The sequence below is a fragment of the Flavobacterium sp. Arc2 genome (assembly GCF_041431385.1).
GTDB lineage: Bacteria > Bacteroidota > Bacteroidia > Flavobacteriales > Flavobacteriaceae > Flavobacterium.
Window position 1 is genome coordinate 74,354 of record NZ_JASMRH010000002.1, and the last position, 14,756, is coordinate 89,109.

Consider the following 14,756-nt stretch of genomic DNA (forward strand, 5'->3'; position numbering starts at 1 on the left):
TAGTAAATTGCATAAGGTTTAAAATTTTAAAGAACAAATCGGTTCAAAAGGATTTTAAAATCCGATGAAATACATTTTTGACTAATAGCAGTGCGATCCAATAAAAAAAGGAATAGGTTTTCTAAACTAAACGACAAGGAACTCGAGGTATTAGGTGCCCTCAACAGACTAAAAGACCTCAAGAGGAAATCCATTTATGAAACCGAAGAATAAAAGGAGGTACACGAACGCATCCCCGTTGTGAACTCCAATCAGCCACAAAAACAGCTAGAAGCAAAAGCCAAAACCCGCCATTCAACGGCAGTTTCATTGTTAGCGCTAAGCACCCAACGAAACTCTTAGCTCTTGGGTCTAATTATTAAAGCATAAGCCTGAATATTTTTTTTACAAAAAAGGAATATAAAATAACGCACGTATAGTTAGAAGCACTCCTACCCCCCCTTTTAGGGGGCTGGGAGGGGGCAGGGAGGTGTTTTTTCTATGAAATTGTTCTTGTTCTCGATACAACCCCGCCCAAAATAGAAGTCGAAACTGACGAAAAACTATCATCACAAACTAATTAAAGCCAACGGGCTTTTAGAATCCATTACTTATACCAATATAGTTAATCAAATAAAAGCAAACGGAGTTACCAAAACACCTAACCGCTGCAAAGTGAAAATACTTACTGAATCTTATTCGTAAGATGTAGTTTGGCCCAACGAACAGATAGTTTTTAATAGAATTGCCTTTTTGTTTAAAAAAATTATTTAGAAGGATCTGATAAAAACAAAGGTTCCAATTAATTAAGCTTAATCGGAACCCCTGTTTATATTATTATTTATTTTAGAAAAATAAATGGTATTTAAACCTAAATAGTTCTATTTTTTTATTGAGTCACTAAAAGTTGTGGGTAAGGATTAGGAATTGCATCTATAAATACTGTAGGTACATCTATAGCTGTTCTTGATAAAAGTTTACTAAAAGTAGAGTTTGACAACAACTTACTATTTATGTACAGCGTATAAGGAGGAGATCCTACAGCATTACTAATAATCGCTTCTCCAGTTATTGTTGAATTGAATACGTGTACATTTGAAGTATTATAACTGTAAGAGCGCATAAAGTTTATGTTATCTAGAAAATTACAACCTTCTATGTCAGCGTATAAAGATTGAATAGTGGCTATAGCATTTGTGTTATCATAAAAATTACAACTAATTATATTTACATTACCACAATCAAAGGTATAATCTCCTGTGAAACGTGTAAAATCACAATTGGCAAAAATAGTAGATTCCGCAGACATCTTTACTGCCGTTTTTCCTCCATCATATTTACATTCTACCCAAGCATTCATATTGGATGTTCTATTCCCATGTAAATCCATTGATGTATCACAATCTATAAATTGACATTTATAAAAAACGTTTTTATCCATATAGGCACTTCCTAATATTTCTCCATTAGCTTGTTCTATATTAGACTCATTAAATATGCCTTTTGTACAATTTACAAAAGATAAATGCTCCCAAAAGTTATTATCTGTACCGTATATATTTTTAGTATGAATACCATTAACCTGATCTCTAAATACGACATATTTCATACTTTGATAAGCGGTCATTAAATTTGGATTCGTAGTGTACAAACCATCACTACCACCTTGTAAAGTTAAAAAACCTAAATTAATATTTCCGAAATTTCCAACAGTAACGGTCAATAAAGGGAAATCATCCGCCAATCCACAAATAACAGTCTTTCCTGTACCTTTTCCTACAATTCCGCTATGACCATCATTAGGTATATTCAAAGTTGAACTTATATAAAATACACCTTCCGGTAACTCTGCTACTCCATTAGTATTAATTAAATTTTGAATGTAACTTGTACTATCGGGCTTACCAATTCTTTCTTTTCTCCAGTTCACACCCAATGGGTCGGATAAAGCCTCAAAATTAGGTCTTGCCCAAGGTGTATACTTAGTACTTAAAATACTATTACTCAATTTTGAAATGATAGTAGGGTCAGTAATAGTTGAAGATTGCTCTACACCATTATATTCAAAATGCTGAGTATAGACTCTTTCAACTTCATCAGTGTAAAATGAACTTAAGTCTCCTGTAACTTTACCATCACCCCTAACGAAAGCATCATTTGAAAAACCAAAATTTAATTTGTTAGTCCTAGCTGATAACTTTGACGCTGTAGAAGCTCCTCCATCACCTCTCACAGACCAAACTTCACCAGCATCTATACTGGAGTACCCGTAACCACTATCATAATTTATTCCTCCTTGAACAGCTATGATTTTCAATCTATCTACCTTATTAAAATGTAATAATTCTCTTGTAACTCCTCCATAGGTTTCACAGTCTACACCTACAAATGTAGCTGACTCAAGATTGTCAATGTCCATTGTCTCAAAATTAGAACTCAGGAAATTTGAATGTATATTCACATTTCCATAACTAGGTGTTATCCTATTTCCCCTCATTATAAGAATATTAGCATTATAACCCATGTGTTTAATAATTCTATTATTTCTAAAATAACCTGATGCACTACAATCAAAATGTATATTTCCAATTACATCAAGGAAGATGTTATTTTCAAGCATTGCATTAGTAGCTGTTATTAGCGCATACTTTAGGGTCTTAAAAGTGCAATTAGTGATAGGACTTCCTGCCTGAAAATCTATAAATAATACACTATCCTGAGCAGGTTTTAAAGACTCTACATGTACATTAGTACTTCCTGCTGCAATTGTTATACTCGTTATGTTATTTGTAGTAGGGTGTCCGTATAAACTTTGATTACTATGCAGAACTACAGCTACGCCAGCATAATCTCCTTTTTCCAATCGTACAGCCCCATAAGTATCAAGCGCTTGTTGCAAATTAGCTTTTTGTGCTAATGGCAATAAATATGCCTTGAAATATTCAATCTCTTCTGGTTGATTTTTTACTCCTGTATATTCTTTTGTTGTTGTCAATGTTTGACTGTTACTATCTGCCGTTAAATTACCATCGGTATCACTGGCTTTTACAGTTAAACTATAAGTTGTTTCTGGAGTAAGTCCAGTTATGCTATAACTAGTGCTTTTACCAGAGGACTTTACCAGCAAACCAGTTTTGCTGTAAATCATATAATCAACTACAGACGACGCATTGGTCGAGGCTGTCCATGTCAAATATGCACTCGTGCTGGTAACGTTGCTTACGACTAAATTAGTTGGTGCTCCTGGCGGCTTTTTAACCTCCTCAAGAGCATACTGATAATTTTGTGAAAAAACCGCTGTCGAAAAGAGTAAAAAATAGTATGTTAATTTTTTCATTGTCCCGATATTATATAGGCGTTTTGTCCCGTTTTTCTAAGAAAACCAAACCTTACGTTTCCACTTGTGCTAGTAAACTTTGCACTTCCACTTGCATTATAATTTATTGTCACACCTGATGCCGCCTGTATTGTTAATACAGCACCATTATGTGCTTCTAGATTGATAGTATCTCCTATTCCCATAGTTCCAAATGCAGCCGTTAATGTTAAAGTAGCAGCCGTTGTACATTCTATCGTATTATTTACATCCGTACTAGTAATGTTTCTAGAAGAAGTAAATGGAATAATTGCAGCTTTAGAAATAGTGTTTGTAGCGCTACTACCCACTAATCTATCAGCCGTTTTTGCATGTAAAGCATAAGGCACACTCAATAGTTGGGTAATCCCAATAATATTATAATTAAGCCCACCTGCCACGTCTACTTGTGTTTCTATAAAATAAGGTCCTTTTTCCCAAGCTATGCCACTAAAAGTGCCTACAACAATTTTTCCCGTTCCTATTTCAAGAGAAACTAAACCATTATTATTTGTCTTAACCGAATGTGTTTCTTGGTAAACAATAGTTCCCGTTGCCGTACCTTGATGTACAATAATTTTAAGACTTATTTTTGAATTCGTTACCAAGCTATTGTCTTGTCCTCGAATAATTGCTTGATAACTCATTTTTTCTGGTGACTGTGCAAAAGCACTGAGCGTAACAGTCACAAATAATAATATAGTAAGTATAAATTTCATTATTTTAATTTTTTATTATTTTGAATGTTTTTATAATTTCATTATCACCATATACTTGAAGTATATATATAGAGGAACTAAGATAACTTAAATTAATCTGAGTTTCAGTTTGACTGATTGTATTTTGTTTTAAAATCCTACCTTGAATGTCATATAGCTGATAAGATCGCTGTACATATCCCAACTCAAGTCCTTCCATATTTATAGTAATAAAATCTGTTGTGGGATTCGGAAAAATGAATATTTCTATTTTAGGTTCAATACTATTCTCTGCTGTACTCAGAATATTATCCGGTAGGTCATGCTGTACGCCTTGGGCTACATTGTAAACTGATTGTCCAATGTAGGTATAGAATACTTGCCCGATTGAATAAGAAACTGAACCATAGCTACCACTTGCGTCGTCACCAGATGCAATTATGGTTCCCATAACATTCGTTGTGCTTTCTTGAGTATTTTGACTAACACCTTCAAAAGAAAAAAACATCATCATAATTACGATGAGGTTAATAAATTTTAATTTTAGATACTTCAAAGGTTATAGCGCTTTTAATTAATTCTAGTTATTCACCCCGCTAAAATATATAAACAAAAAAATAAAATCGACATAATAGCACTTTTTTCCGATAAAAAGCATAACATATATATTATTAATAGCTATATACTTACAATAATGCTCATTAGTAAAAAAATAGATGTGTCAAGTAAATCCTACAATTAAAAGCATATCGTAAAATATTACTTAGACAAAAAACAACACATTTGAAAAATCAATTGTTAATAAAAAACAGATAATATTAATTACCCAAAATAACGATGATTTATTTAATTTAGTATTATACTAAACACTTCATATTTAATTTTTAATATACCTATGATTATTATTTATATTTCAAAATCATTAGGGCTATAAACAAAACATTAAATAATTATTTCACTGGTTTTAAACCACTTTAAATAAAAAACAAAGAAAAATAAAATTACCCATTTAGATATTACACCAATTTTTTTAGAAACATTAGGTGACATTTCACATTTACAATCACTTAAAATAATAATAGTTGGAGGAGAAGTATGTTCTTTAAAATTAGCCAAAAGACTGGGGAGCGTTTTTGAATTTTATAACCATTATAATCCAACAGAAAATACGATCACATCAACTACTTTTAAATATTCTGCTGAAATTAAAACCTCAAATTCTCTTTCTATAGGAAAACCAATCAGTAATACAGGTGCTTATCTTTTATCAGACTCTTTACAATTAAAACCTATAGGTGAAATAGGCTAGTTATGCCTTTCAGGAATTTATTGATAATCCTTATGTAGAAAACAGTAAACTATTTCTAACAGGAGATTTTGCAAGATGGCTTCCTAACGGTGATATTGAATATATTGGACGACAAAACGATCAGGTAAAGATTCGTGGTTACCGTATTGAACTAGGCGAGATTGAACAAACTCTTGAAAATATTGATAATATTAAAACTGCATTTGTATTAGGTCATAATGACATGCTTATTGCTTATATATTATTAGAAAATTATGAAGAGGTAGGTAATACTAAAATAAAAGAATGGAAAAACTATTTAGCTAGTTGGTTACCCGAATATTTTATACCGCATAATTTTAATATAGTAAAAGAACTTCCAATTACCCCTAATGCCAAATTAGATCGAAATGCACTCTTAAAAATAAGTAATTCCAAGCCTATTTAAAATGGTATGATTACCAAACCTAGAAATTACAATAAAAAATTAGTAGCTACAATTTGGCAAGAAGCCCTCTCAATCGATTCAATAGATATTACTAGTAACTTTTTTAAAATGGGGGGCCACTCCATCATGGCTGTAAAAATAATGATTAGAATAGAAAAAGAAACAACTAAAAAGATACCTTTATCAGCATTGTTTCAAAATGCAACTGTTGAAAAATTCGCCAAATTACTACATGCAGATATCGAAATTGACTCAGATTGTTTAGTTCCTTTAAAACCAAACGGAAGCAAAGCACCTCTCTTTATTATTCATGGAGCAGGCCTTAATGTACTAAACTTTATTGATTTGAGTAAGCATTTTGACGAAGACCAACCTATTTATGGTCTTCAAGGTACCGCAAAAAAGTATGACGACTGGTATGAATCAATTGAAGCAATGGCTGGACATTATATAGAATCAATAGTAAAAATTTATCCCGAAGGGCCTTATGCTTTGGCTGGATTTTCTTTTGGTGGTGTAGTTGCTTTTGAAATGACCCGTCAATTAAAAGAACAAGGGAGAAAAGTCATATTGACAGCTTTACTCGATACTTATGTTGATACTTCTTATTACTATAAAACATATAGACAAAAGAAACTTGTTCAATACTGTAACCTTACTCGTAGAAGGTTAGATTTTTTAAAAGAAATAGTAACGAGTTGGAAGTCATTAAAGCTGCGTACTAATGGAAAAAAAGAGTATTTGTTAAAAAAATATTTTGGACAAGACAACACAATGACTGAAATGGAAACTTTAGCTCTTGAACAATTTACAGAAGCGAATCATATGGTTAACATAATCGTTGATCGTTATCATCTTAAACCTCAAAACTTTGTCATAGATTTATTTAGATCAAAAGATGACATGGAATATAAGTTAGACCCTCAATATATGGGATGGAAAAAAGCGACATTACAAGATATCATAATCCATAATATTTCTGGAAATCATTTAGATATTGTTGCGCCACCACATGATAAGGTTTTAGCGGGATTACTTCAGGATATTTTAAATAAAAAGCATAAGATTAGTTAATCGTAATTATTACTAATACAAAATTTAAAGAATTAAAATTTAACTAAATAATATTTTTTCAACACGAATAATATAAAAAGTAAGAGTTAATCTATCTACAAATACCTAATTTAAAAAAACCTATAAAAAACAACCGTTTTTAGTAAAATATAAATTTTATACTATTTCGTTCTTAACCAAAATTAAAGTTGACTTATTTTAATTATGCTAAAGTTTTTGATAACTATAAATAATTAACTTACTTTTATGATTCCCAAATCAATATTAAATATAAATCCTACTAAAAATGGAAGGTCAAGCGCATAAGTACAAAAAAACGCAATTCGATCCGCTTTCTACTGAGATTGAAAGTGTCATTCATACGACCAATACACAGTTAGAGATATGGACGGATTGTTTAATTGGAAGCAGTGATGCAAATAAGGCCTATAACCTATCTTATACTATTTCATTCAAAGGAGAATTAATCTTTGCAGCATTGCAGCATGCCGTAAACACTTTAGTTCATCGTCATGAAAGTTTGAGAGCTTCTTTTAGTTCAGATGGGGCTTATATGAATATCTATAAGGACCGTACCATTAAAATATCCCATAATGACGTTTCTCCACTTGCATCAAATCAAAAAGAAAAGGCCTTAGAAATTATAATTAATGAAGAAGTTAATGCCCTTTTTGATCTTGTCAAAGGTCCTTTATTTAAAGTTAAATTAATTAAATTTGATGATTTAGAAAATAAAGTAATACTAACTCACCATCATATTATTGGAGACGGTTTAAGTATTAATATAATGCTTGAAGAACTTAGTATCCTTTATTCAGCATCTATTAAAAATACGGTACCAAAACTAAAAACCCAAGAGCGCTTTAGTGACTATGTTACAAAAGTAAATTCGTTGAAACAAAACGATGAACTGAAAGAAATCGAAGATTTTTGGCTTGCGATTTATAATGAATCTGTTCCAGTTGTTGAATTACCGATAGATTATACTAGACCTCCTTTACGAACTTATAATAGCGAACGTCTTGATTATACTATTGATGCCAAACTCATAAATTCACTTAAACATCTGGGGAGCAATGCAGGTTGCAGTTTAGTAACAACTTTGCTTGCAGCATACGAGGTGTTTTTATACCAACTTACAGGTCAAGATAATTTAGTCGTAGGAGTTCCAATTTCAGGAAATACTCAATACGACATGAAGCATTTGATTGGTAATTGTTCAAACCTTCTACCTATACGAAGTAAAATAGACCCAAATAACAGCTTCTTAGAATACTTAAAACAAAGAAATCCAGAGGTTTTACAAGCAAAAATACATCATCAAATTAGTTTTGGACATCTTCTTACTAAGTTGACACTTGCTAGAGACCCTTCTAGGGTACCCATGGTTCCCCTTACATTAACCGTTGATTTAAATCGGGATATCGAAAGTGATTTTTCATTTATTGGACTCACTTATGATCTTAAAATTAACCCCCGAAAATACTCTTCCTTTGAACTGCATCTTCATGCTTGCATGTCAAAAAATGTTCCCACTTTTCAATGTTCTTATAACTCTTCCCTTTTTAAAGAAGAAACTATCCATAAAATGATGGTTTCATTTGAAGACATTATAAATAAATTAATAGTAGAGCAAAACAGACCATTAATTGATCTTTTAAAACGTGATTATTTAGCAGACTACACAACTCTTAATGATACAGAAACTCCATACCCTAATGTTTCATTATCAGAATTACTAAATGAACGAGGAGAAGTTTCATCAAATAATATCGCTCTTGAATATAAAAACACTAAAATAACATATCGTGATTTACACATTAAAGTAAATCAATTTGCGCATTTTTTAGAAGCAGAAGGTGTTAAATCAGGTGATTACATAGCTGTTTCGTTTCCACGAAGCCCAGAGTTAGTATATGCTATTTTAGCAATTATCCAGTGTGGTGCTGCATACCTTCCCCTCGACCACGAGTACCCAAGTAAACGTGTAGAATACATGATGGAAGACTCCCAAGCTACATTTTTATTAACGAGTAGCGCTTTAGCTTTAACATTACCAAAATGTTCCAATACAATTTTGATAGATGACGCGATTCAGTCATTAGATCAATATCCATCTACAAAACTAGATAGGTATGTCGATCCAGAAAATGTACTGTACCTTTTGTACACATCTGGTTCTACCGGAAAACCAAAAGGAGCTAAAATAACCAATAAAAATATAGTTAATTTACTTTGCTCTTTAGAAAGTGAGCCTGGCATAAAAGAAACAGATAGAGTTCCCTTTATCTCTACCATTTCGTTTGATATTGCTAGTTTTGAATTGTTTTTTCCTTTACACAAGGGAGCCGTATTAGTATTACCTGACCATGAAACATCAAGTGACGGTAGACTATTTTATGAAATGCTAGACAAAGAAAAAATATCCTTAATTGTAGCTACACCTACTACGTACCAAATGCTTTTGGACTCTGGATGGTCAAAAAAACTGCCTATAAAAATATGGTGTTGTGGGGAACCGCTACCTGCTAAATTGGCTAAGGAATTAATACAAAAAAGTGAGGAACTATGGACCTTGTATGGGCCGACTGAAGTAACCATTTTTTCTTCTTGTAAACATATAAAGAGCGAAGAAACAATAATTTCTGTTGGAGCTCCCATTGCTAACATGCAATATTATATCGTTGATGATAAAATGAACCTGCTACCACCTAATGCGATTGGTGAAATTGCCATTGGAGGTGATGGAGTTGGGAAAGGATATTTGGGAAAACCAGAATTAACTGCCGCAAAATATATTCCTAATAAATTTTCTGACAAGAAAGATGCTATCATGTATCTGTCTGGTGATATAGGGAAGTTACTGTTAAGCAATGAAGTAATGTGCTTAGGGCGTATTGATCATCAAGTTAAAGTAAGAGGCCATCGAATTGAAATTGGTGAAATAGAACATGCTTTGACATCAATAGAAGGAGTAAAATCAGCAATTGTATTAGCTAAAAATGATATTCTTGTTGCTTTTATTGTAGTCGATTATGAATTTCTGTCAGAACTTGATGAGATTAGATTATGGAGAAATGAACTGGCATCACAATTACCTACTTTTATGGTTCCGCATGTTTTTCATATCCTTGACACATTGCCACGAACACTAAACGATAAAGTAGATCGTACAGCTTTATTAGAATATAAATCCAATTCAGAAAGCGAAGAAAAATACACTGCTCCACGTACAAAAGAAGAAAATCTAGTCGCAGAAGTTTGGCAAGAAACTTTAAAAAAAGAGCGTATTGACATTTTTAACAACTTTTTTGAAATTGGCGGACACTCTATCATGGCGGTAAACGTAATGGTAGCGATAGAGAAAAAAACAGGTATAAGAATTCCTCTTTCCGCATTATTTCAACACTCAACTATAGAGAAATTTGCAAAATTATTAAATGTCGAAAACGAAATTTCGGCAGATTATCTGGTACCACTTAAACCGAAAAGTAGTAAAACGCCTCTTTTTATCGTTCATGGGTCTGGACTTAATATTTTAAATTTTGCACATGTAATTCATCACTTTGATGAAGACCAACCAATCTATGGTTTTCAAGGGATAGGACCTAATGGTTATGAAAATTGGTTTGAATCCGTCGAAGCTATGGCGGCTACCTATATTAAATCAATTGTTAAAATAAATCCAAATGGTCCTTATGCAGTAGCTGGATTTTCATTTGGAGGTATCGTTGCTTTTGAAATAGCTCGTCAATTAAAGAAACAAGGTAAAACAGTAAGTTTAATTGCAGCATTAGATACCTATGTAGATTCATCGTATTATTATTCATCCTCTTTACAGAAAAAACTAGTACGATATTATGATCGCACCTACAGACGATTAGATTATTTAATTCAAATGTTCACATGCTGGAAGTCTTTAATATTACGTTTTAACTCGAAAAAAACACATCTACAAAAAAAATATTTAGGTCTAAAAGATAATATAACTGAACAAGAGGCTGTCGCACTTGAACACTTTATAGAAGCGGATCATATGGTTAATAAAATAGTTGATCGCTATCATCTCATTCCCCAGGATCTTGAAGTGGAATTATTTCGAGCAAAAGATGATCAGAACTACAAATTAGACCCAACTCACTTAGGATGGGAAAAAGCAGCTTTAAACGGAGTTAACATTCATAATATCACTGGCAATCATCTTAATATTGTAGCCCCTCCAAATGATAAAGTTTTAGCGAGAATGCTTCAAGAACTATTAGATAACAAACATGCAAAAATCTAATTTGTGCTTTAAAACTATTAACAAGCATTTATTGCAATATTAAAAAGACTCATTAAATTTTATTTAAGCTCATTTGAGCTGTATATAACAAAAACATTATGATATTAAGAAATCATGAATAACTCATTATATGACCTAAAGGATCCATTAGCAAGGCTAATAGGAACTGATTATTTAGCTGATTACAGTATTCTAAATAATACTGATATTCAATATCCAGAGTTAACTTTGATTGAATTGCTACGAAAGCAAGCAGAGCTGACTCCTGGCAATATTGCTTTAGAATTTCATAATTCTAAAATTACTTATCTTGAGTTACATAAGAAGGCAAATCAATTAGCACATTATTTTAAAGATCAAGGTATTCAGTCCGGTGATTTTATTGCAGTATCATTTTCAAGGAGTCCAGAGCTGATTTATACTTTATTAGCTATTATGCAATGTGGCGCTGCCTACATTCCATTAGATCCTAATTATCCTAAAGAACGTTTAGAATTTATGCTTACTGATTCTGGGGCTAAAATTTTATTAACCCATAAATCGCTATATCAATCTTTACCTTCATGGCCAAATACTCTATTTATAGAAGAGGCCATGAACACATTAGACCATTATCCTACAGTGTCAATTGACTTTACTATTTCTACAGATGATTTGGTATACATACTATATACCTCAGGATCAACCGGTAATCCAAAAGGAGTTCCTATTACGAATAAAAATTTAGTGAACTTTCTTTGCAGTATGGCTTTGGAACCTAGTATTAACGAAAGTGACAGAGTACTCGCTATCACCACAATCTCTTTTGATATTGCGGGCTGCGAATTGTATTTACCGCTTTCTAAAGGGGCAACATTGATATTATGTAAAAATGAAACTGCTAAAGACGGAAGGCTACTATTAGAATTAATAGAGCAGGAAAATATTAGCTTTTTACAAGCTACACCTACAACTTGGTCCATGCTTTTAAATTCTGGCTGGTCTAAATCATTACCAATTAAGGCGCTATGTGGCGGTGAGGCAATGCCCGCAGATCTTGCCAAAGAACTTTTAACGAAATGTGATACACTTTGGAATGTCTATGGACCTACAGAAACTACAATATACTCAACTGTTAAACAAATAAAAACTGACGATGAAATAATTACCATTGGTACTCCTATCGCAAACACACAACTTTATTTAATTGATGATCAAAATGAACTTGTCGCACCTGGAGGTATTGGTGAAATTGCCATTGGTGGTGATGGGGTTGCAATAGGGTATTGGAATAGACCTGAGCTTACCGCTGAAAAATTCATTGACAACAAATTTTCTAATAGTAAAAATGATATCTTATATCGTACCGGTGACTTAGGGAAACTCCTTCCCAATAATGAACTACAATGTTTAGGCCGTATAGACCAACAAGTTAAAATAAGAGGCCACCGTATTGAACCTGGTGAAGTTGAGCAATCACTACTTTTACTTGATGATGTGAAAAATGTTGTTGTATTAGCTAATGAAAATTTCCTTATAGCTCATATTATACCTGTTTCTAGCGTAGAAAGTGCAAAATTGCAAATACCTTTTTGGCAAGAAGAATTGGCAAAAAAATTACCAGTACACTTACTCCCTCATGATTTTAATATTCTGGAGGAAATGCCAACCACTCCTAACGGGAAGATAGATCGCAAAGCATTATCACAATATAAAATAAATACACAAACCCAATTTACTGCACCTCGAACAGAAGATGAAAAGATAGTGGCTGATATTTGGAAAGAAAGTTTAAATTTAGAAAATATCGATATTTTTAGTAATTTTTTCGAAATTGGCGGACATTCCATCAAGGCAGTAAAAGTTATGTTTGAAATAGAAAAACATACTGGCAAAAGAATTCCTCTATCTGCATTATTTCAACATTCAACAATTGAAAAATTCGCTAGACTATTACAGGATAGCGAAATTAATTCAGATTGCTTAGTTGCAATAAAACCTAACGGAAATAAAGTACCACTTTTCATTGTTCATGGAGCAGGATTAAATGTTTTAAATTTTTATAATTTAGGTAAACATTTTGATGAAGACCAACCTATTTATGGACTTCAGGGTAATTCTAAGCCATATGATAAATGGTATGAATCAATTGAAGATATGGCATCTCATTACATAGATGCTATTATAAAAATAAATCCAAAAGGTCCTTATGCTTTAGCTGGTTTTTCATTTGGTGGGATTGTTGCTTTTGAAATGACCCGCCAATTAATAGAGAGAGGTAAAACAGTAAGTACTATTGCATTATTAGACACTTATGTAGATTCATCTTATTACTATGGATCTCATAGGCAAAAAAAATTAGTGAAATATTATGACCTTACTTATAAGAGGTTGGATTATTTGAAGGAAATGCTGACTAGCTGGACGTCTCTTAAATTGCGCATTAGTTCGAAAAAAGAGTATATACAAAAAAAATATTTTGGCATGCCTGATATTATGAATGATCAAGAAGAATTAGCACTTGAACAATTTATCGCCGCTAATCATATGGTTACGAAAATCGTTGATCGTTACCACCTTAAACCACAAAACATTAAAGTAGATTTATTTCGATCAAAAGATGATACGAAATATAAAAGAGATCCTATGTATTTAGGGTGGAAAAAAGCAGCACTAAAAGGTGTTACAATTCATGATATCTCAGGTAATCATTTAGACATTGTAGCACCACCAAATGACAAAGTTTTAGCTAAAATAATTCAGGATCTTTTAGATAAAAACCATGCAGAAATCTAACGTTTTTATTTCTTTTTCAAATATAATGGAAGCTCCATTAAGTCCTAATAAAAATCATTCATTGAGTTCTAATGATTTGATTATTTATAGCATTTACTTACCCCATTTTATCGAATTAAAATCTGACTTAGTTAAGTTTCTTAATTCCAAAGAAGTAGAAAGAGCCGAACGATTTCACAAAGAAATAGACAGAAACCGATTCATTATTTATAGGTCAATTTTAAAATTTGTTTTATCAGCTCACACTCAATTGGATGTAAAAAGTACGCACTTTGATTACACCGTCAATAAAAAACCCTATTTAGCCACTCACCCTTGGTTACATTTCAATATTTCGCATTCTGAAGATTATGCCGTTATTGCAATTTCACGTAAAAAAGTTGGAATCGATATTGAATATATGTCTAAAGATTTTGACTTTGCAAACGTAGTTCCAGATGTTTTTGAGGATAAGGAAATTTCGATAATTCAAAATGCTATTAATAAAAAATCTGCCTTTTACACATTATGGACAAGAAAAGAAGCTTTTGTGAAGGGGTTGGGAAAAGGTATCGATGAAGATTTTAAATACATTCCATGTTTAGATGGAAACCATATTATAGATTCTAACCTATTAAAAAATACTGAAAACTGGCAGCTTTACAGTTTTGATCTTGCAGAGCATTATTTGGGTACAGTCGCTTATAATAGCTTGTCCACAATTTCTGAAAATTTAGTAGTATATACTATCCCAAATACCATGAAAGATTTACTGGAAATGACTCGAATAAGAAATAATATCGCAGATTAACGATTGAAATTCAATTCATTAAAACTATAACCGATAAATTATTTGATATACTCGAATCTACTTT

The 14,756-nt window shown here is 32.2% G+C and carries 9 protein-coding genes; 6 read left to right on the top strand and 3 right to left on the bottom strand.

What is annotated here, in order from left to right; translation table 11 throughout:
• Window positions 1-868: 868 nt before the first annotated feature.
• From QO182_RS01655 to QO182_RS01665, 3 genes are read right to left on the bottom strand one after another with little or no spacing between them, the layout of a single operon-like run.
• Window positions 869-3,316 carry a fibronectin type III domain-containing protein gene (locus tag QO182_RS01655; RefSeq protein ID WP_371538567.1) on the bottom strand — a complete coding sequence of 816 codons (2,448 nt, stop codon included), beginning with the start codon at window positions 3,314-3,316 and terminating at the stop codon, window positions 869-871.
• Window positions 3,313-4,053 carry a hypothetical protein gene (locus QO182_RS01660; RefSeq protein ID WP_371538568.1) on the bottom strand — a complete coding sequence of 247 codons (741 nt, stop codon included), beginning with the start codon at window positions 4,051-4,053 and terminating at the stop codon, window positions 3,313-3,315. The genes QO182_RS01655 and QO182_RS01660 overlap by 4 nt, the downstream gene beginning before the upstream one ends.
• A gap of 4 nt (window positions 4,054-4,057) precedes the next feature.
• A complete protein-coding gene (locus QO182_RS01665; RefSeq protein ID WP_371538569.1) occupies window positions 4,058-4,588 on the bottom strand; it encodes a T9SS type A sorting domain-containing protein in 531 nt (176 codons plus the stop codon).
• Between the two features lie 444 nt (window positions 4,589-5,032).
• Here QO182_RS01665 and QO182_RS01670 point away from each other — a divergent pair, with 444 nt between their 5' ends.
• The 6 genes from QO182_RS01670 to QO182_RS01695 all read left to right on the top strand — a co-directional run bounded on the left by QO182_RS01670 (window position 5,033) and on the right by QO182_RS01695 (window position 14,692).
• On the top strand, window positions 5,033-5,341 hold the full coding sequence (locus QO182_RS01670) for an AMP-binding protein (RefSeq protein WP_371559745.1): 309 nt from the start codon (window positions 5,033-5,035) through the stop codon (window positions 5,339-5,341).
• Window positions 5,342-5,501: 160 nt separating this feature from the next.
• Window positions 5,502-5,768, top strand: coding sequence for a hypothetical protein (locus tag QO182_RS01675; RefSeq protein WP_371538784.1), 267 nt, complete (start codon window positions 5,502-5,504; stop codon window positions 5,766-5,768).
• A gap of 6 nt (window positions 5,769-5,774) precedes the next feature.
• Complete coding sequence (locus QO182_RS01680; protein WP_371538570.1) at window positions 5,775-6,842, top strand: thioesterase domain-containing protein; 1,068 nt, start codon at window positions 5,775-5,777, stop codon at window positions 6,840-6,842.
• Window positions 6,843-7,128: 286 nt separating this feature from the next.
• Complete coding sequence (locus QO182_RS01685; RefSeq protein ID WP_371559622.1) at window positions 7,129-11,127, top strand: amino acid adenylation domain-containing protein; 3,999 nt, start codon at window positions 7,129-7,131, stop codon at window positions 11,125-11,127.
• Between the two features lie 114 nt (window positions 11,128-11,241).
• Window positions 11,242-13,902 (top strand): amino acid adenylation domain-containing protein, encoded by a 2,661-nt coding sequence (locus QO182_RS01690; protein WP_371559624.1) that lies wholly within the window; start codon window positions 11,242-11,244, stop codon window positions 13,900-13,902.
• Complete coding sequence (locus QO182_RS01695) at window positions 13,889-14,692, top strand: 4'-phosphopantetheinyl transferase superfamily protein (RefSeq protein ID WP_371559626.1); 804 nt, start codon at window positions 13,889-13,891, stop codon at window positions 14,690-14,692. Before QO182_RS01690 ends, QO182_RS01695 begins: the two co-directional genes overlap by 14 nt.
• The last annotated feature ends 64 nt before the right edge of the window (window positions 14,693-14,756 follow it).

Excerpts from the sequence above, each read along its gene's own strand:
- QO182_RS01695 (WP_371559626.1), top strand. The coding sequence starts at position 13,889 with ATGCAGAAATCTAACGTTTTTATTTCTTTTTCAAATATAATGGAAGCT.
- QO182_RS01680 (WP_371538570.1), top strand. The coding sequence starts at position 5,775 with ATGATTACCAAACCTAGAAATTACAATAAAAAATTAGTAGCTACAATT.
- QO182_RS01655 (WP_371538567.1), bottom strand. The coding sequence starts at position 3,316 with ATGAAAAAATTAACATACTATTTTTTACTCTTTTCGACAGCGGTTTTT.
- QO182_RS01690 (WP_371559624.1), top strand. The coding sequence starts at position 11,242 with ATGAATAACTCATTATATGACCTAAAGGATCCATTAGCAAGGCTAATA.
- QO182_RS01660 (WP_371538568.1), bottom strand. The coding sequence starts at position 4,053 with ATGAAATTTATACTTACTATATTATTATTTGTGACTGTTACGCTCAGT.
- QO182_RS01685 (WP_371559622.1), top strand. The coding sequence starts at position 7,129 with ATGGAAGGTCAAGCGCATAAGTACAAAAAAACGCAATTCGATCCGCTT.